Here is a 17766-nt window from a genome sequence, read left to right as displayed (position 1 = left end):
CCGAATGTAAACCACGAGGTCAGCAGGGCGGCCGGAATGTTAAGGGGAGGTTAGTTCCGGGACGCGGCGTCTGCCGGCGACCGGCCGGGCGCGGCGAGGCTGCGGTGGTCAAGGACGACGTACCGCGAAGGAAGCAGCCATGATCATCGACTGCCACGGCCACTACACGACCGCCCCGCCCGCCCTGGCGGCCTGGCGCGAGCGGCAGATCGCCGCGCTCGCCGATCCGGCGTCGGCCCCCGCCCGCGCGGATCTGCGCATCGGCGACGACGAGCTGCGCGAGTCGATCGAGCCGAACCAGCTGCGGCTGATGGACGAACGGGGCATCGACGTCACGGTGTTCTCGCCCCGCGCCTCCTTCATGGCGCACCACGTCGGCGACTTCCGCACGTCCGCCGAGTGGGCGGCGATCTGCAACGAACTCTGCCACCGGGTCAGCCAGTTGTACCCGGAGCGGTTCGTGCCGGCCGCGATGCTCCCGCAGTCGCCCGGCGTCGACCCCGCCACCTGCGTCCCCGAACTGGTCCGCTGCGTGGAGGAGTTCGGTGCGGTCGCGGTCAACCTCAACCCCGACCCCTCCGGCGGCCACTGGACCGCCCCGCCGCTGACGGACCGGTCCTGGTACCCGGTGTACGAGAAGATGGCCGAGTACGACATCCCGGCGATGATCCACGTCAGCACGAGCGTCAACCCGGCCTTCCACACCACCGGCGCGCACTACCTCAACGCCGACACCACGGCGTTCATGCAGCTCGTGCAGGGCGACCTGTTCGCCGACTTCCCGACCCTGCGGTTCGTCATCCCGCACGGCGGCGGCGCGGTGCCCTACCACTGGGGCCGCTTCCGGGGACTGGCGATGGCGCTGGGCAAGCCGGAGCTCTCCGAACACGTCCTCGGCAACGTCTACTTCGACACCTGCGTCTACCACCAGCCCGGCATCGACCTCCTGCTCGGCGTCGTACCGGCGAAGAACGTGCTGTTCGCCTCGGAGATGATCGGCGCGGTCCGGGACGTCGACCCGTGCACCGGCCACCACTTCGACGACACCCGCCGCTATGTCGAGGCGGTGAAGCTGCCCGCCGAGGACCAGGCCGCCATCCAGGAGCACAACGCCCGCGCGGTGTACCCGCGGCTGGACGCGCTGCTCAAGCGGCAGGGCCGGTGAGGAGGACCACCATGAGCACGGCGACCTCTCCCAAGACCCCGGGCTGGCTGGACTGGCACCCGCGTCCCGCGAAGCCCGCCTTCCGGCTGCCACCCGGCACGGTCGACGCCCACTGCCATGTCTTCGGCCCGCAGGCCGCGTTCCCCTTCGCACCGGAGCGCAAGTACACGCCCTGCGACGCGAGCAGGGAGCAACTCTTCGCGCTGCGCGACCACTTGGGAGTCTCCCGCAATGTCATCGTGCAGGCCACCTGCCACGGCGCGGACAACTCCGCGATGCTGGACGCCGTCCGCGCCTCCGGCGGCCGGGCGCGCGGCGTCGCGACCGTCCGCCCGGACGTCACCGAGGACGAGCTGGCCGGGCTGCACGAGGCCGGCGTGCGCGGGGTGCGCTTCAACTTCGTACGGCGGCTGGTCGACGCCTCGCCCCGGGACGAACTGAGCGCGATCGCGCAGAAGATCGCCCCGCTGGGCTGGCACGTCGTCCTCTACTTCGAGGCGGCCGACCTGCCCGGACTGGAGGACTTCTTCGCCTCCCTGCCCACCCCGCTGGTGATCGACCACATGGGCCGCCCGGACGTCACACAGCCGGCGGACGGCCCCGAGTTCAGCCGGTTCCTGCGCTTCGTGGCCGCCAACGACGCCTGGGTGAAGGTGAGTTGTCCGGAGCGGCTGAGCGTGACCGGCCCGGCTGCCCGGGACGGCGAGCGGCATCCGTACGCCGACGTCGTGCCGTTCGCCCGGCGGGTGGTCGAGGAGTTCCCGGACCGCGTGCTGTGGGGCACCGACTGGCCGCACCCCAACCTCACCGGCCACATGCCCGACGACGGGCTCCTGGTCGACTTCGTGCCGCACATCGCGGTGACCGACGAACAGCGGCACCGGTTGCTGGTCGCCAACCCGATGAACCTGTACTGGCCCGGCGAGGAGGCCTGACCATGTCCCACCCCAACTCCCTGAACCGGCTGAACCGGCTGCCGATCGGCCGGTTCCACAAGGTCACCCTGCTGGCCGTGTCGTTCGCGTACTTCTTCGAGTTCGCGGACATCAACACCTTCGCCACGACCGCCCCCAAGCTGATCAGGCTGTGGGGCGTGACGATCGACCAGGTCGCCTACGTCACCTCGCTGTCGTTCGTCGGCATGTTCCTCGGGTCCGTCGTGGCCGGCGCCCTCGCCGACCGGTTCGGCCGCAAACGGGCGCTGCTGTGGACCACCTTGTGGTTCGGCGTCTTCTCCCTCGCCTCCGTCTTCTCCTGGGACATCGTCTCGCTGGGCGTCTTCCGGGTGCTGACCTCGGCCGGGCTGGCCGCGATGACCGTGGTCGCGGTGATCTACGTCAACGAGCTGTACCCGGCGGCCGTGCGCGGCAAGTTCCAGGCGTACGCCATCGTCATCGGCATCTGCGGCACCCCGGCCACCAACCTGGTCGCCAGCGCGGTCGTCCCGCTGAGCGACTGGTCGTGGCGGCTGATCTACCTGTGGGGCTCGCTGGGCATCCTGCTCGTGCTGTTCACGCGGCGGCTGAAGGAGTCGCCCCGCTGGCACGAGAGCCGCGGGGAGCACGCCCGGGCCGAGGAGATCCTGCGGGAGATCGAGGCGAGCGTCGCCGCCGAGAAGGGCCCCCTGCCCGAGCCGGCGCCGCCCGTCGCGGAGACCCCGGCGACCCGGGCCCCGCTGAAGCTGCTGCTCCAGCGCAGGTACCTCTTCCCGACGCTGCTGCTCACCGTGTTGTGGGTGACCCAGACCATCGGCTTCTTCGGCTACTCCAGCTGGGCGCCCACCCTGCTCGCCAAGGAGGGCTTCAGCGTCGAGAAGTCCGTCTTCTACGTCGCCCTCACCACCGTCGGCGCGCCGCTGGGCTCGTATCTGGCGGCCCTGGTCACCGACCGCTTCGAACGCAAGTGGTGCCTGGCGGTGTTCGGCGCGGTCATCGCGGTGTGCGGTCTGCTGTACGGGCTGACCTTCGACCCGGCGCTGATCGTCGTCTTCGGGTTCCTGGTCAACCTGTTCGAGCGCGGCTACACCGCCCTCGCCTACGCCTACTCGCCCGAGCTGTTCGACACCCGCAGCCGCTCCCTGGGCACCGGCGTCTCCTACGGCCTGGGCCGCCTGTCGAACGCCGCCGGGCCGCTGATCGTCGCGGCCCTCTACCAGGGCAGCGGCTACCGCAGCGTGTTCTTCTTCATCGCCGGGACCTGGCTGGTCGGCGCGGTCGTCCTGGCCGTCTTCGGCCCGCGCACCCTCAAGGCGCGGGCGGCGGCCCGGGACCGGCGCGAGGAGCCCGTCCCCGCGCCGTGACTCACAGCAGGTCGGCCCAACTGCTCCAGCCGCTGGTGGCCTTGGCGACCCGGCCCTTGAAGGTGCCGGTGCCGGTGCCCGCGTAGAAGTACAGGGCGCCGGAGGAGTTGGTGGCCATCAGGTCGGCCTTGCCGTCGCCGTTGGCGTCGCCGGGCGAGACCAGCTTCTTGTACTGCTGCCAGCCGGTGCCGATCTTCACCCGGGCCGCGAAGGGCGCGGAGGCGCTGCCGGTGCCGGCGTAGCGCCACAGGGTGCCGGAGCCGTCGCGGGCCAGCAGGTCGGGGCGGCCGTCGCCGGTGAAGTCGCCGCCGCCGACCAGGGCGTTGTACTGCTGCCAGCCGGTGCCGATCTTCACTCGGCCGGCGACGTTCGTGCCGGTGCCGTCACCGGCGTAGAGGTAGAGCGTGCCGCCGGTCGTCACGGCCAGCAGGTCGCCCTTGCCGTCGCCGGTCACGTCGCCGGGGCCGACGATCCGGTTGTAGGAGGTGGAGCCGGTGGCCAGCTTGGGGTCGGACAGGGCGTAGAACGCCGGGTTGGTGAGCTGGCCGCCGCTGACGGAGTGCACGACCAGGTCGGCCAGGCCGCCGTCGCGCAGGGAGGAGGCGTAGGCGAGGCGGGTGCCGGCGGACGGCCAGGCCGAGCCGATCAGGAACTTCGCGGTGAGCGTGCCGGTGCCGGTGACCTGGTAGCTGTAGACGCTGCCGGCCGAGGTGCGGGCCATGATCCCGTACTTGCCGAAGTGCGGGGTGTTGCCGGCGTCCGCGAACTGGGTGGCCTTGGCCCAGCCCTTGCTGCGGGCGGCGCGGGTGCCGAAGGTGCCGTTGCCGTTGCCCGGGTAGAACCAGAGGTTGCCGGAGTAGTCGCGGGCCAGCAGGTCGGTCTTGCCGTTGCCGTCCCAGTCGCCGCCGCCGATGATCTGGTTGTACGACCCCCACTCGGTCCTGGCGTCCTTCACCTTGGCGCTGAAGGTGCCGCCCTTCTTGCCCAGGTAGCGGTAGAGGACGCCGGCCGGGGTGCGGGCCAGCAGGTCGCCGACGCCGTCGCCGTTGAGGTCGCCGGCGCCGATCAACTCGTCGTACTGCTGCCAGCCGGTGCCGATCTTCACGCGGCTGCCGAAGGCGCCGGTGCCCAGGCCCGGGTAGTAGTACAGGGTGCCGGAGGGGGTGCGGGCGAGCAGGTCGGCCTTGCCGTCGGCGTTCATGTCACCGGGGGCGGCGATCTTGTTGTACGCCTGCCAGCCGGTGGCGACGGTACGGCGGGAGCCGAGGCCGCCGGGGACGCGGGCGTAGATCCCGGGGTGGAAGGAGAGCGTCCCGCTGGAGCTGAGGGTCAGCACGTCCTGGACGCCGTCGCCGTCGAGGTCGCCGGGCGTGAGGACGTCCTTGACCTTGGACACGTCGGCGTCGAGGGCCATCGTCTCGGCGGCGCCGGTGTTGACGTACAGCTGCCCCGCCACGTTGCGGTAGACCAGGTCGGAGGTGCCGTCGCCGTCGAAGTCGCCGCGCGCCGGGGTGGTGGCGTCCGCGTCGCCGGGCAGCAGGGTGAAGACGCCGGCCGCGAGCACCGCCACGGCGCCGGCCAGCGCGGACGCCTTCACGGCCAGGGGGCGCCGGTGTCTGTGGGCCGCGTCGCGCCGCCGGGATCGGGTGGTGAGCACGTGGTCTCCCGGGGTCAGGGGGTGGTCGATGCGTCGGCGGAGGCGGCCGTGGCGGTGGCGGTGTCGGCGACGGACGGGGACGCGGTGTCGGCGCTCGGGCTCTCACCGGCGCTCTCACTCGCATCCGTGCTGGCGCTCGCGCTCGCCGAGCTCCCGCTCTGCACGTCCGTCCGGTACACGCCCGGCACCCCGTCGTCCACCCGGAAGGTCGCGCCCGTGGTGGTCGTGCCGTCGCGGGTCAGCACGGTGGAGATGGTCCGCAGCTGGGCGTCGATGCCGTCCGGGGTGATGTCGAGGAGCACATAGCCGCGCCGGGCGTCGATGATCTTCCAGTGCGGGTTGTCCGCCAGCTTGGGCGCCCACTCGGCGGCGAAGGCCTCCAGGTCCTCGTCGCCGTTGCTGGAGATGGAGGTTCCGACGAACTCGGCGCCGACCACCTTGGAGTCCGGGTCGCCGTAGTCCAGCTTGAGGTCGCTGACGATCGTGCGGTGCCGGTCGCCGGAGAGCACCACGGGGTTGCGGACGTCCTGGAAGTCGGCGAGCAGGGCGTTGCGTTCGACCTGGTAGCCGTCCCAGGCGTCGTAGAACCACTCCTTGCCCTCGCCGGCCAGCAGGTCGGTCTCGGCCATCATCACCTGGGAGGCGACGAGGTTCCACTGCCGGCCCGAGGTGCGCATGCTGTCGACCAGCCAGTTCCGCTGGGTGTCGCCCATGATGACCCGGCCGGTCTCCATGGCGCCCTCCTGCGTGGTCGCCTGGTCGTCGCGGTACTGGCGGGTGTCCAGGACGTGCAGCCGGGCCAGGGTGCCGAAGTCGAGCTTGCGGTAGATCAGCACGTCCGGGCCGCTGGGCTTCTGCGCGGTGCGGATCGGCATGTGCTCGTAGAACGCCTGGAAGGCGGCGGCGCGGCGGGCCAGGAACTTGTCGGTGGGCCAGGCGACGGGGTCGTTCGCGACGTCACCGGCCCAGTCCTGCTCCACCTCGTGGTCGTCGTAGACCACGACGAAGGGCGCGCCGGCGCGCATCGCCTGCAGGTCCGGGTCGGTGTTGTACTGCTCGTGGCGGGCCCGGTACTGGGCGAGCGTGACGGGCGATCCCGAACCCTCGTGGCGGCGGACGCGGTAGGAGAAGGCGGAGCTCTCGTAGATGTAGTCGCCGACGAAGAGCACCAGGTCCGGCTTCTGCGCGCGCATGTCCTGGTAGACGGTGAAGTAGCCGTGCTGCCAGTTCTGGCAGGAGGCCAGCGCGATGCGCAGGTTGGCGGGGCTGCTGCCGGCGGCGGGGGCGGTGCGGGTGCGGCCGGTGCGGGAGGTGTGGCCGAGCGCCTTGAAGCGGTACCAGTAGTCGGTGGCCGGGGACAGGCCGGTCACGTCGACGTGGACGCTGTGGGCGAGGCTGCTGCTCGCGGTCGCCGTCCCGCTCTTGACGATGGTGGTGAAGCCGCTGTCGGAGGCGAGTTCCCAGGTCACCGGGACGGTGGGCGGCAGGATGCCGGAGTTGCCCTGGTTGGCGGGGGTGATCCGGGTCCACAGCACGATCGCGGTGGGCAGCGGGTCGCCGGAGGCGACGCCCAGCTTGAAGACCGTGCCGGTCACCGACGTGCCGGCCCCGGCGGTGGCGGTCGCGCCGCCGACGGACGCGGAGGCGCTGCCGGTCAGCAACTGCCCGGCGGCCACCGCGCCGGCGGCGCCGAGCGAGACGGCCGAGGCACCGAGAAAACGGCGGCGGCGTATGCCGTTGGTGTCGCTGTTCGGGTGCACAGGCGTGCCCTTCCCCCCAAAGGCGGTGCGCTGCGCAGCGCCGGTGAACGTGATCGGCCTGGATTCTATGCAATACGCTCACCCTTGCTGTACCGACTCCGTTAATCCGTTCGAAAGCTGGCAGGAACCATGCGCCGAGTCCCGATCGCGGTCACGCTCCTGCTCCTCGTCGGCACGGTCGGCTGCTCGTCGTCGGCGGGCTCGTCCGGCGCGGCGGAGAGCGCGGGCAGCGGTACGGCCGCGCGCGCCACCTCGCCTTCCGCTGCGTCGGGTACGGCGACCAGGGGCGGGTCGGGAACGGGTGCCGGCGGCTCGGGCTCGGGTGGCGCCTCGACCTCGCCGGGTGATGTGCTGCTCGGCGCCGACTCCCTGCCCAGCCCCGCCGCCGACCACTGCCGTACGAAGGACCTGACGGCCGTGGCGCGCAGCACCGGCCAGGGCCGGGCCTCGGTCGTCATCACCAACAGGGGGGACGCCTCCTGCACGGTGCGCGGCTTCCCCTCCCTGCTGTTCACGGGTGAGGCGGGCCGGATGGAACTGCCGGTGGACTGGGCCGGGTCGACCGCCGACGCCGCGAAGGTCACGCTCGCGCGGGGTGCCTCCGCGTCGGCCGCGCTCACCTTCACGAGCGTCGACGAGTGCGACGTGGTCAAGGGGGTCGACGTGGTGCCGCCCGGCGAATCGCGGGCGCTGAGCCCGAAGTTCACCACGAGCGCGGGCCGGACGACGACCGTGCGCGTCTGCGACACGGGCGTCCGGGTGACGGCGTTCTCGGCCTCGTAGACGCCCGGTGCGGTCACCCGGATGAGTAGGGGCTGAGTACGCGTGCTCACGCCTGCGCGCGGCCGGCGGTGCAAGGATGGGCGTCCGGCCCCCAACTCCTGTGGGGACGAGTCCACTTACACCCTGAAGGGTCGGCACCCCATGGCCACACCTCTGTCCGCCGAGAAGATGCTCGCCGTGCTGAAGGCCGAGGGCCTCACCGTCCACGAGCACGCCGGCTGGAAGACCCACAACCGCGAGGCGGCGACCGGCAAGGGCTTCGGTCCCGTGATCGGCGTACTGATCCACCACACCGCGGGGCACAACGACAAGGAGCTCTGCTACAACGGCAGATCCGACCTTCCCGGCCCCCTCTGCCACGCCTGGCTGGGCAAGACGGACGGCCTGTGGATGATCGGGCACGGCCGCGCCAACCACGCCGGCCTCGCCGACCCGGACGTGCTCGGCGCCCTGCGCCAGGAGAAGGCGCTCCCGCACGACGACCTCGCCACCGCCGACGGCAACGACTGCCTGTACGGCCTGGAGATCGAGAACACCGGCAAGAGTGACGACCCCTACCCGGACGCGCAGTACCGGCAGGCCGTGCTGTGGGCCGCCGCGATCTGCCGGGCGCACGGCTGGAGCGAGAAGTCGGTCGCCGGGCACAAGGAGACCCAGCCCGGCAAGGTCGACCCGAGCTTCGACATGGACGACTTCCGGGCGGACGTGAGGAAGCAGCTGGCCGCCAGGCCCGGCAAGTCGACCACCGGCACGGGCAAGGCGACCAAGCCCCGCGTCGACCTGTCCCGGCTGGTCGCCGCCGCGAAGAGCGACCCCGGCGCCCAGCAGGGCCACGTCACCTACCTGGCGGGCACCAACCTCGTCGAGGCCGCCCTGGTCAAGCTGGGCTACCTGGCCCGGACCTACGCCGGCGACGGCTCCTTCGGCACCACCACCGTCGCCGCCTACGCCAAGTGGCAGCACCACCTCGGCTACACCGGCGCCGACGCCAACGGCATCCCCGGCAAGGTCTCCCTCGCCAGGCTGGGTGAGAAGTCGGGCCTGTTCACCGTCGTGGCCTGACGGCCCGCGGCCGCCCCGCTGTATCTGCGGGGCGGCCGCGGGCTCTTGTCTCCAAAGGGACTTCACGGGGGCCCCAGGGGGGACTTTCCAGGGAGGCGAGACGCCATGGTCAAGAACCTGGTGATCTGCTGCGACGGAACGTGGGACTTCGCCGGCCAGCGCTGTCCGACCAACGTGGTCAGGCTGTGGAAGGCGATACCCGAGGTGACGCCCGACGGGACGGTGCAGGAGGTGCACTACGTGGCGGGCGTCGGCACGGGGCGCGGCGACCGTCTGACCGGCGGTGCCTTCGGCCGGGGGCTGTCGGGGAAGGTGCTGGAGGCGTACACGTTCCTCGTCGACCACTTCCAGCCCGGCGACCGGCTCTACCTGTTCGGCTTCAGCCGGGGCGCGTTCACCGCGCGCAGCCTGGCGGGGCTGATCCGCAACTCCGGGATTCTGCACGCCGATCAGAAGGACCGCGTCAAGGAGGCGTGGGCCCTGTACCGGGCCCGCGACAAGGAGCCGGGCTCCGACGCCGCCAAGGAGTTCCGCGACGCCTACGCCCACGAGACGGGCATCCGCTTCATCGGCGTGTGGGACACGGTGGGGTCCCTCGGCATCCCCGTCCCGCGATCCCGGCCGCTGAAGCCGCTGGCCGACTGGATCAACCGGCGCTGGGCCTTCCACGACACCACCCTCAGCGCCCGGGTCGAGGGCGCCTTCCACGCGCTGGCCATCGACGAGAAGCGGCCGATGTTCGCGCCGACGCTCTGGCACCAGCAGGCGAAGGCCGTCGAGAGGAACCAGGTGCTGAGGCAGGTGTGGTTCAGCGGGGTGCACGTCGACGTCGGGGGCGCGTACAAGGACGACACCACCCAGTCCGACCTGACCCTGCGCTGGATGGTCCACCACGCCTGCGCCTACGGTCTCCACGTCGACCCCGCCGCCCTCGGTGCGAAGAAGTGGTCCCATCCCGGCAAGGTCCACGAGTCGTACACCAAGCTGTACAGGCTCGTCAGGCCGCTGCACCGTCCCATCGGGCGCGCGCAGGACAAGGACGTCGTGCACGGGCTCGACGGCTGCGAGTACCTGTCGGTGACCGCCGCGGACCGGCACGGCCCGAACCCCTGCACCGAGGCCAATCCTTACCGGCCCCCCGAACTCTGCGCCTACCTGCGGGACTTCGGCGCCCACCACGTCGACCCGTTCACTTGAAGAGGAAGCGGTACTCCGCCGGGTCCGGCCGCCGCGTCCGGGCCGCGTACTCGCGCATGTAGCCCGGCCAGTTGGCGACGTCCCGGCCGTCGGGGGTGCGGTACCAGGAGGAGCAGGACTGCCAGGCCGTGCCGTCGAAGCGGGCGCGTACGGCGTTCAGGCTCGCCTCCTGCACCTCCGGGCGGACGTCCAGGGCCGCCGCGCCGGCGCGGCGGGTCAGCTGCAGGGCCTGGCGGACGTACGACGCCTGCGCCTCCAGGAAGAACAGGATCGAGCCGCCGGAGGTGTTGGTGTGGGGGCCGTACATCAGGAAGAGGGAGGGGAATCCGGCGACCGTGATGCCCAGGTGGGCCCGGGGGCCGTCGGCCCACGCCTCCTCGATCGGGCGGCCGCCCGTGCCGGTGACCTTCATCGGCAGCATGAAGGTGTTCGTACGGAAGCCGGTCGCGTAGATCACGCAGTCGACGTCGTGCCGGCGGCCGTCCGCCGTCAGGGGCCCCTCGGGGGTCATCCGCACGATCGGTTCCGTCACCAGCTCCACGTTCGGGCGGCGCAGCGCGGGCAGGAAGTCGGAGCTGAGCAGGACGCGTTTGCAGCCGAAGGGGTAGTCGGGCCAGATCCGGCGGCGCAGTGCGGGGTCGGGCAGCTGGCGGCGCATGTGGGCGGCGGAGAGCAGGGCGCCGACGCGTCCGACCGTCCGCGGGTGCCGGATGCACAGGGTGAGCAGCTCCACGGCGTGCTGGATCAGGCGGCGCCAGGCCCGGCGGAACGCCGGTATGCGCAGCGCCCGGTTCAGCGGTGCCGGCAGGGGGCGGTCCGGGCGGGGCAGGAACCAGTTGCCGGTGCGCTGGAAGACCGTCACGTGGGCGGCCGACGGGGCTATCTCCGGGACCAGTTGCACCGCGCTGGCGCCCGTTCCGATCACCGCCACCCGGGTGCCCCGCAGGTCGTGGTCCGCGTCCCAGCGGGCGGAGTGGAAGCTGTGGCCCGCGAAGTCCGGCAGGCCCGGCACGGCGGGCAGGGCGGGCTTGTCCAGCTGGCCGGTGGCGAGCACCACCGCGTCGGCGGTGCGCTCCCGTTCCGGCCCGTCCGTGTCCGTGGGGCGGCTGCGGACCGTCCAGGTGCGGGTGCGGTCGTCCCAGAGGCAGGCCGTGACCGTCGTACCGGTGACGACGCGCGGGGTGACACCGAGGGCGTCGGCGGTCTCCCGGGCGTAGCGCAGGATCTCGTCCCGGCGCGAGAACAGGCGCTGCCAGCAGGCGCGTTGGGCGAAGGAGTACGAGTACAGGTGGCTCGGCACGTCACAGGCGGCGCCCGGGTAGCGGTTGTGGTACCAGGTGCCGCCGAGCTCCGGCGCCGCCTCCAGCACGGTCACGTCGTCCAGCCCGTGCCGCAGCAGTTCGGCGGCGGCGGCGATCCCGCCGAAGCCGGCGCCCACGACGACGACCCTGGGCGCGGGGCCCGTTTCTTGACGATCTCCTGACGCCTGCGACCGCATCCATCCGGCTCCGTCCGGTGTCCTCATCCTTGTCTCGATCCTTTCGGGGAAATCCTTCCGAGGAATGGAGTGCCATGGAAGGCACTGTGGTCGCGGTCGTGCTGGTGGCCGTGGCGGCCCTGCTCGTGCTGCGCGGCGGCATGCGGGTGGTCAACCAGGTCGAGCGCGGGGTCGTGTTCCGCTTCGGCAAGGCGCGACCGGGCTACCGGCAGCCCGGCATCACCTTCCTGATCCCCTTCGCCGACCGGATGCGCAAGGTGAACGTCCAGGTGGTCACCATGCCCGTGCCCACCCAGGAGGGCATCACCAAGGACAACGTCTCGGTCAAGGTCGACGCCGTCGTCTACTTCCGCGTCACCGACCCCGTACGGGCCGCCATCGAGGTGCAGGACTACGTCTTCGCCGTCGGCCAGGTCGCCCAGTCGTCCCTGCGCTCCATCATCGGCAAGAGCGACCTCGACGACCTGCTCTCGGACCGCGAACGGCTGCACGAGGGGCTGGCGTTGATGATCGACAGCCCGGCGGCCGGCTGGGGCGTCCACATCGACCGCGTCGAGATCAAGGACGTCCAGCTGCCCGAGTCCCTCAAGCGGTCCATGTCCCGGCAGGCCGAGGCCGAGCGCGAGCGGCGGGCCCGGGTCATCACCGCGGACGGCGAGTTCCAGGCCGCGCAGCAGCTGGCCAACGCGTCGCGGATCATGTCCGACACCCCGGAGGCCATGCAACTGCGGCTCCTGCAGACGGTCGTGGAGGTCGCGGCCGAGAAGAACTCGACGCTCGTGATGCCGTTCCCGGTGGAGCTGCTGCGCTACTTCGACAAGGCGGCCCAGCAGTTCGCGGCTACGGCTCCCGCGGCTCCGGCTCCAGTCCCCGCACCGGCTCCGGTCCCGGCTCCGGCGCCGTCCGTGGAGCAGCGGCCGGACGCCGGCCAGCCATAGCCAGCGCCAGCGTCACGACGACCGACGCGGACGCCATCAGCGTCATCGCCAGGGCGGGCGAGGTGAGTTGGGCCACCGAGCCCGCCAGGGTGGCGGACACGCCCTGGGCGGTGAGCATGCCGGCGGAGTTCAATCCCAGGGTGTGGCCCGCGAGTTCCTCCGGGGTGAGGGACATCAGGCGTTCCTGGAGGACGAGGGAGGCCGCGTAGCCGACGGAGGCGACGCAGGTGGCCACGGCGGCCCAGACCACCCCCGGCCGCAGCACGAAGAACAGGTACGGCACCGCCAGCAGCAGCCGCAGCGGGGTGGCCAGCCGGGGCCGCAGCGCGGGCGGCACCAGGCGGCCGACGGTCACGTCACCGGCGAACATGCCGAGCGCCCCGCACGCGAAGAGCGCGCCCGCCGCCCCGGGGTCGTAGGAGACGAACAGCGAGTCGCAGCCCACCACCAGACCGTTGGGCACCCACAGGCCCAGCAGGGTGAGGCGGCGGGGGCGCGAGGACCACAGCAGGGCGTTGGTGCGCCAGGTCGCCGCGACCGAGGGGCGGCCGGCGGCGCGGGGCGGGCGGGCCGTCAGGCCGAGACGGGTGACCAGGGCCGACACCAGGTAGAGCGCCGCCGACAGCAGCAGGCAGCTGCCCGGGGACAGGACCGTCAGCAGCGTGCCGCCCGCCGCGAACCCGGCCATCTGGATCACGCCCCAGAGCATGTTGAACACCGAACGCCCCAGGACGTAGCCCTCCCTGGAGAGGATCTCGGACAGCAGCCCGCCGCGCACTCCCCCGCCCAGGGAGGCGACCAGGCCCTGGAGGAACACGGCGCCCAGGAGGGCCGCGACCGGCAGGCCGGGCAGCGACTGGACCGCCGTGACGGCCGCGAAGGCCAGGCCGATGCCGGTCAGCACGGCCCGGGGCGGCATCCGGTCGGCCGCCGACAGCAGGAACGTGGCCCCGAGGACCTGCGCGAGTTGCGGCCCGAACATGCTCACCGCCGTCAGCAGGGGCGAGCCGGTGTGCCGGAAGACCAGCGTGCCGAGTGCCAGGCCGCTGATCGTCTGGGCCGCACCGGAGGCGGCGAAGGAGAGCAGGAACGGGGTGAACTCCGGTGTGGCGAACAGGGTTCGGTAGCTGCGCATGCACCGGAGTCTCGGACCGGGCGTCGCGCGACGGTTATTGTTTCGCGCGTCCGCGAAACCTCCGGGGGGTCCCATGGGCTGGTGGCAGGTCGACGCCGACACCCTCGCCCGCAGCCGGTTCGTGGTCTGCCCGTTCACCGAGACCTTCGCGAGCCTGATCCTGCTGCACCGGGGCACCTCCGCCCATCCGGGCGAGGCGGCCTGGCTGCGGACCCACCTGCCGGGATACCGGGCGCTGCTCGCGGCCGACCCGGTGACCGAGCGGCTCGTGCACGCCGGGCTCGGCCGGTCCTGGATCGCCGACTTCCTCGCCCCGCTCCCGCGCGAGGGGACGCCCCTGGAGGAGACGCTGGCCCGCATCCGGGCCACCGACCCCGCCGCCGCCCGCGCCGACCTGCGGGTCTCCCTGCGCGGCCCGCTCCCCGCCGCCCTGGAGCGCGACGATCTGCCGCAGCGGGCGGCCGGGCTCCTCGCCCACGTCTGGACCCGGACCGTACGGCCGTACTGGGCGCGCCGCCGGCGGGTCCTGGAGGCGGACGTGGTCGCCCGGACGGCGCAGGTGAGCCGGGGCGGCTGGGCGGCGGTCGTGGACTGCCTGACCCCGGGGAAGACGCGCTGGCTGGGCGGCGACCGGCTCCAGGTGAACCTCCAGGAGCGCCCGCCCCGCGAGATCTCCGGCGCCGAGCTCCTCTTCGTGCCGGTCACCTCCGGGCGCGGCTGGGCGACCTGGGAGGAGCCGAGGCGGTACGCCGTGGTCTACGGCTGCGCGGGCGCCCTCGCCGACCCGGGTGCCCGCAGCGTGCCCGAGAGCCTGGGCGCGCTCCTCGGCACGGGTCGCGCCACCGTCCTGGTCCTCCTGGCCTCCCCCATGAGCACCAGCCAGCTGGTCGCCGTGACCGGGCAGGCGCTCGGCTCGGTGGGCCGGCATCTGCGGGTGCTGCGGGACGCCGGGCTGGTGGAGCGCCGGCGCGCGGGCCGGTCGGTGCTGTACTCGCGCACGCCCGCCGGCCAGGTCCTGGTCGACGCCTCCCGCGTCCCCGCCGGCTCACCGGGCCCGCCGAACCCGCCCGTCACCCGGCGGAGTTAGCATCCGCCCATGACGACTGCAGACAACACCGACTCCGTGCTGGACGTCGAGATCGGTGCACTCACCGGCGGTTCCGCGGACCTGTCCCAGTACGCGGGCCAGGCCGTCCTCATCGTGAACGTGGCCTCCAAGTGCGGCCTGACCCCGCAGTACGCCGGCCTGGAACGCCTCCACGAGCGCTACGCCGGCCAGGGCTTCACCGTCCTCGGCGTGCCCTGCAACCAGTTCCTGGGGCAGGAGCCGGGCAGCGCCGAGGAGATCGCCGAGTTCTGCTCGGCCACGTACGGCGTGACCTTCCCGATGACCGAGAAGGTCGAGGTCAACGGCGAGGGGCGGCACGCGCTCTACGACCGCCTGGTCGGCTTCGCCGACGCCGAGGGCCACAGCGGTGACATCCGCTGGAACTTCGAGAAGTTCCTCATCGGCCGCGACGGCAGGGTGGCCGCCCGCTTCTCACCGCAGACCGAGCCGGAGGCGGCGGAGGTCGTGGCGGCGGTGGAGGCACAGCTCACGCGCTAGACGGGCCGGCGTGACCGTACGGCCCGCCGGCGGTCACTTCAGCTCGTCCGGGCACGGGGTGCCGCGCGGCAGCTGGTACGGCGCCCCCAGCCGGTACGTGCCCGCCTTCGGGGCCAGCAGGACGGTCCACTTGTCGCCCTTGGCGTCCTCCTCGGCCTGCATCAGACAGCCGTTGACGTTGTCGTACGTCTTCGGGGTGCCGTCGGCGCGGTGCTTGGAGGCGTCGGTCTCCTGGGGCGGCTTGACGCCCTTGCCCTTGGCGTCGACCAGGCCGAGCCAGGGCGAGTAGGGGACCCGGATCAGGACCCGGCCGGGCTGCTTCACCTCGATCGTCAGCTCCCCCTGGTCGGCGCGGTCCACCGTGGCGGGCGGGTCGGCGAGGGGGGTGGCGTCGGTGACCCGGAACAGCTGCCAGTTTGCGTCGCCCCAGATCTGCTTCAGGTACGGCATGCCCCGCTGGACGAGCTCCCGCTCGCGCTCGCCGCCGTCGCCGTCCGGTTCGTCCTTGGGCAGCACCACGAAGTGGACCGCCCAGCGCTGGAGCCACTCGTGGTAGTTCGCCGAGTTGAGCGTGTCGTCGTAGAAGAGCGGGTTGCGCTCCATGTCGGCCTGGCGGTTCCAGCCGCGGGCCAGGTTGACGTAGGGCGCGAGGGTGGATGCCTCGATGTGGGAGCGGGCCGGGACCACCTCGACCCGGCCCTTCTCGGCGCCGACGTCCTGCAGCTCGTTGACCAGGGGCGCCAGCTCGCGTGCCCAGGAGGCGCGCGGGGTGGTGTGGACGACGTCGTCGACGGCCTTGAAGCCGATCCAGAAGACGAAGCCGGACAGGGCCAGCACGGTCAGGTACCACTTGCGCGAGCGCGGGACCGTGAAGGGCAGCGCGGCGGCCAGGGCCACGCCCGCGAACAGCATCGCCAGGCGGGTGATGTTCGAGCCGATCTGCGAGCTGACCAGCCAGACGCCGACGACTCCGAGGCCGTACACCGCGGAGGTCAGGCGGACCGTCTTCCAGCCCGTGGGGACCAGCGCGAAGACCAGGACCGCGTACAGCAGGGGCAGGATCACCGAGGCGATCGTCATGGGCTGGGTGCCCGAGAAGGGGAACAGCCAGGCCGAGACGGCGACGACGGCGGTGGGGGCCAGGCCCAGCGCCCAGGCGCCCGGGCGGCGCCTCTGCAGGAACAGGGCGACCGCGACCAGGCCGACGAACAGGCCGGCCACCGGGGACGACATGGTGGCGAGGGCGGCCAGGGGCGCGGCGCAGGCGGCCTTCGCCCAGCGGCGCTGCCGCCAGCGGTGCGGCCAGCAGAAGACGACGGCGACCGCGCCCAGCGCGAAGACGGTGCCCAGGCCGAAGGTGACGCGCCCGGAGGCGGCGTTGCACAGGAAGGCGTAGACGCCCGCGAGGGCCGCCCACAGCGGGTTGCGCACCGACCGGCTGCGGATGAGGATCATCGTCAGGAGCCCGGCCGAGACGGTCCCCGCCAGCATCATCGTCGTCCGCACGCCGAGGACCGACATCAGATACGGCGACACCATGCTGTACGACACCGGGTGCATGCCGCCGTACCAGGCGAGGTTGTACGCCGAGTCGGGGTGCCGGCCGACGAACTCCGCCCACGCGTCCTGGGCGGCCAGGTCGCCGCCGCTGTTCGCGAACGTGAAGAACCAGACGACGTGCAGGGCACCGGCCACCGCCGTGACGGAGAGGACGGGGTGACGCAGGAGGCGCTCGCGCAGGGCCAGGAAGCCGTCCTTGAACCGGGCGCCCCACACCTGTGCGCGCTTCGCGCGTTCCGCCGTGCCGCCTGCCGGGCGGCCTGGCGTACGACCGTCGTCGCGTCTGTCCGCAGGCGACGCGGGTACGCGTATTCGCGGGCCGGTTCCCGGGCCCGGATCGGCGTCGTCGGCGCGTGTCGGCTCCGCAGTGGCCACCTTTAAGGCACTCCCCGTGGGTGTCCTGTCTTCTGTTCTAGGACGCGTCCCGTTGACCGTCCGTTGACGGCCACGTCCCGGTGGGTTCCCGAACCGCGTCCCGTCAGCGGCACCTGCCCCGTTTCGTGACGCTAGCACGCACCCCGCCGGAGAGCTCCCTGGTGGGTGCTCCAACGGGGTGCGCGGTGGTGACGCGGGGTGGTGCAGGGTGGTGCGGTGGTGTCCGCCGGGTCAGCCGAGGCGGGTCAGCTTGGCCGTGAAGCCCGGTTCCGCGAGGTCCTTCTGGAGGGCGACCGGGACCTTGACCGCGCTGCCGGTGCCGTCGCCGACGGTGAGGGTGCCGACCCGGGTGCCGGCCTTCGCGGAGTGCGGTACGTCGTCGGCGGCGAAGGACAGCTTCACCTTCAGGCCCGCCCAGCCGACCGCGGTGACGTCCTTGGTCAGCACGACCGGGGTGTGGCCGCCGAGCTTGTCGTCCACGTAGCCGACGACCGTGCCCTTCTTCAGGATCTTCGCCGAGGTGATCGCGTCCTGGGCGGCGAGCATCGCCGTCTTGCTGACCGCGTTGACCGTGTCGATGATCGGCGCGGTGTGCTGGCCGAGGATCGCGCCGACCACGGTGACCGTCTCGCCGCCGGCCTCCTTGGTGGCGGCGAAGAGCAGGTTGCCGCCGGCCTTGGTGGTGGTGCCGGTCTTGATGCCGAGGGCGCCGTTGTAGGGGACCAGGCGGT

The 17766-nt window shown here is 72.3% G+C and carries 14 protein-coding genes and 1 pseudogene; 9 read left to right on the top strand and 6 right to left on the bottom strand.

Translation table 11 applies throughout. From position 1 onward, the window contains the following. Positions 1 to 139 precede the first annotated feature (139 nt). From ACYF6T_RS37195 to ACYF6T_RS37185, 3 genes are read left to right on the top strand one after another with little or no spacing between them, the layout of a single operon-like run. Positions 140 to 1165 carry an amidohydrolase family protein gene (locus ACYF6T_RS37195; RefSeq protein WP_461702173.1) on the top strand — a complete coding sequence of 342 codons (1026 nt, stop codon included), beginning with the start codon at positions 140 to 142 and terminating at the stop codon, positions 1163 to 1165. An 11-nt stretch (positions 1166 to 1176) separates the two neighbouring features. Next, complete coding sequence (locus ACYF6T_RS37190) at positions 1177 to 2100, top strand: amidohydrolase family protein (protein ID WP_461702172.1); 924 nt, start codon at positions 1177 to 1179, stop codon at positions 2098 to 2100. 2 nt (positions 2101 to 2102) lie between these two features. After that, positions 2103 to 3464, top strand: a complete 1362-nt coding sequence (locus tag ACYF6T_RS37185) for an MFS transporter (protein ID WP_461702171.1) — start codon at positions 2103 to 2105, stop codon at positions 3462 to 3464. 1 nt (position 3465) lies between these two features. On the opposite strand, the gene ACYF6T_RS37180 is transcribed toward ACYF6T_RS37185, so the two are convergent. Further along, positions 3466 to 5121, bottom strand: coding sequence for an FG-GAP repeat domain-containing protein (locus ACYF6T_RS37180; protein WP_461702170.1), 1656 nt, complete (start codon positions 5119 to 5121; stop codon positions 3466 to 3468). A gap of 14 nt (positions 5122 to 5135) precedes the next feature. Next, on the bottom strand, positions 5136 to 6881 hold the full coding sequence (locus ACYF6T_RS37175) for an alkaline phosphatase D family protein (RefSeq protein ID WP_461702169.1): 1746 nt from the start codon (positions 6879 to 6881) through the stop codon (positions 5136 to 5138). Positions 6882 to 7010: 129 nt separating this feature from the next. Between ACYF6T_RS37175 and ACYF6T_RS37170 the strand changes: the two genes are divergently transcribed. The 3 genes from ACYF6T_RS37170 to ACYF6T_RS37160 all read left to right on the top strand — a co-directional run bounded on the left by ACYF6T_RS37170 (position 7011) and on the right by ACYF6T_RS37160 (position 9923). Further along, positions 7011 to 7664, top strand: coding sequence for a DUF4232 domain-containing protein (locus ACYF6T_RS37170; RefSeq protein ID WP_461702168.1), 654 nt, complete (start codon positions 7011 to 7013; stop codon positions 7662 to 7664). Positions 7665 to 7805: 141 nt separating this feature from the next. After that, positions 7806 to 8726 carry an N-acetylmuramoyl-L-alanine amidase gene (locus tag ACYF6T_RS37165; protein ID WP_461702167.1) on the top strand — a complete coding sequence of 307 codons (921 nt, stop codon included), beginning with the start codon at positions 7806 to 7808 and terminating at the stop codon, positions 8724 to 8726. Positions 8727 to 8831: 105 nt separating this feature from the next. Further along, positions 8832 to 9923, top strand: coding sequence for a DUF2235 domain-containing protein (locus ACYF6T_RS37160; protein ID WP_461702166.1), 1092 nt, complete (start codon positions 8832 to 8834; stop codon positions 9921 to 9923). Here the strand turns inward: ACYF6T_RS37160 and ACYF6T_RS37155 are convergent. Further along, a complete protein-coding gene (locus ACYF6T_RS37155) occupies positions 9916 to 11361 on the bottom strand; it encodes a flavin-containing monooxygenase (RefSeq protein ID WP_461702165.1) in 1446 nt (481 codons plus the stop codon). The genes ACYF6T_RS37160 and ACYF6T_RS37155 overlap by 8 nt on opposite strands. Positions 11362 to 11495: 134 nt before the next feature. Between ACYF6T_RS37155 and ACYF6T_RS37150 the strand changes: the two genes are divergently transcribed. After that, the gene (locus ACYF6T_RS37150; protein ID WP_461702163.1) at positions 11496 to 12359 is read left to right on the top strand and encodes a slipin family protein; all 864 of its coding nucleotides are present in this window, start codon (positions 11496 to 11498) and stop codon (positions 12357 to 12359) included. On the opposite strand, the gene ACYF6T_RS37145 is transcribed toward ACYF6T_RS37150, so the two are convergent. Further along, complete coding sequence (locus tag ACYF6T_RS37145; RefSeq protein ID WP_461702162.1) at positions 12262 to 13494, bottom strand: MFS transporter; 1233 nt, start codon at positions 13492 to 13494, stop codon at positions 12262 to 12264. The genes ACYF6T_RS37150 and ACYF6T_RS37145 overlap by 98 nt on opposite strands. Positions 13495 to 13567: 73 nt before the next feature. Between ACYF6T_RS37145 and ACYF6T_RS37140 the strand changes: the two genes are divergently transcribed. Both ACYF6T_RS37140 and ACYF6T_RS37135 read left to right on the top strand, forming a co-directional pair. Continuing rightward, the gene (locus ACYF6T_RS37140) at positions 13568 to 14581 is read left to right on the top strand and encodes an ArsR/SmtB family transcription factor (RefSeq protein WP_461702161.1); all 1014 of its coding nucleotides are present in this window, start codon (positions 13568 to 13570) and stop codon (positions 14579 to 14581) included. 9 nt (positions 14582 to 14590) lie between these two features. Beyond that, positions 14591 to 15100, top strand: coding sequence for a glutathione peroxidase (locus tag ACYF6T_RS37135; RefSeq protein ID WP_461702160.1), 510 nt, complete (start codon positions 14591 to 14593; stop codon positions 15098 to 15100). A 33-nt stretch (positions 15101 to 15133) separates the two neighbouring features. On the opposite strand, the gene ACYF6T_RS37130 is transcribed toward ACYF6T_RS37135, so the two are convergent. Together ACYF6T_RS37130 and ACYF6T_RS37125 are read right to left on the bottom strand one after the other, a co-directional pair. Further along, a complete protein-coding gene (locus ACYF6T_RS37130; protein ID WP_461702158.1) occupies positions 15134 to 17035 on the bottom strand; it encodes an MFS transporter in 1902 nt (633 codons plus the stop codon). A 231-nt stretch (positions 17036 to 17266) separates the two neighbouring features. After that, positions 17267 to 17766: pseudogene (locus ACYF6T_RS37125) on the bottom strand (D-alanyl-D-alanine carboxypeptidase); the annotation flags it as partial.

Source organism: Streptomyces sp. 7R007 (genome assembly GCF_054850255.1).
Note: the sequence above shows the minus strand (reverse complement) of the source record. Positions and strands in the feature narration are given on the sequence as shown.

Excerpts from the sequence above, each read along its gene's own strand:
- ACYF6T_RS37195 (WP_461702173.1), top strand. The coding sequence starts at position 140 with ATGATCATCGACTGCCACGGCCACTACACGACCGCCCCGCCCGCCCTG.
- ACYF6T_RS37190 (WP_461702172.1), top strand. The coding sequence starts at position 1,177 with ATGAGCACGGCGACCTCTCCCAAGACCCCGGGCTGGCTGGACTGGCAC.
- ACYF6T_RS37185 (WP_461702171.1), top strand. The coding sequence starts at position 2,103 with ATGTCCCACCCCAACTCCCTGAACCGGCTGAACCGGCTGCCGATCGGC.
- ACYF6T_RS37170 (WP_461702168.1), top strand. The coding sequence starts at position 7,011 with ATGCGCCGAGTCCCGATCGCGGTCACGCTCCTGCTCCTCGTCGGCACG.
- ACYF6T_RS37165 (WP_461702167.1), top strand. The coding sequence starts at position 7,806 with ATGGCCACACCTCTGTCCGCCGAGAAGATGCTCGCCGTGCTGAAGGCC.
- ACYF6T_RS37160 (WP_461702166.1), top strand. The coding sequence starts at position 8,832 with ATGGTCAAGAACCTGGTGATCTGCTGCGACGGAACGTGGGACTTCGCC.
- ACYF6T_RS37150 (WP_461702163.1), top strand. The coding sequence starts at position 11,496 with ATGGAAGGCACTGTGGTCGCGGTCGTGCTGGTGGCCGTGGCGGCCCTG.
- ACYF6T_RS37145 (WP_461702162.1), bottom strand. The coding sequence starts at position 13,494 with ATGCGCAGCTACCGAACCCTGTTCGCCACACCGGAGTTCACCCCGTTC.
- ACYF6T_RS37140 (WP_461702161.1), top strand. The coding sequence starts at position 13,568 with ATGGGCTGGTGGCAGGTCGACGCCGACACCCTCGCCCGCAGCCGGTTC.
- ACYF6T_RS37135 (WP_461702160.1), top strand. The coding sequence starts at position 14,591 with ATGACGACTGCAGACAACACCGACTCCGTGCTGGACGTCGAGATCGGT.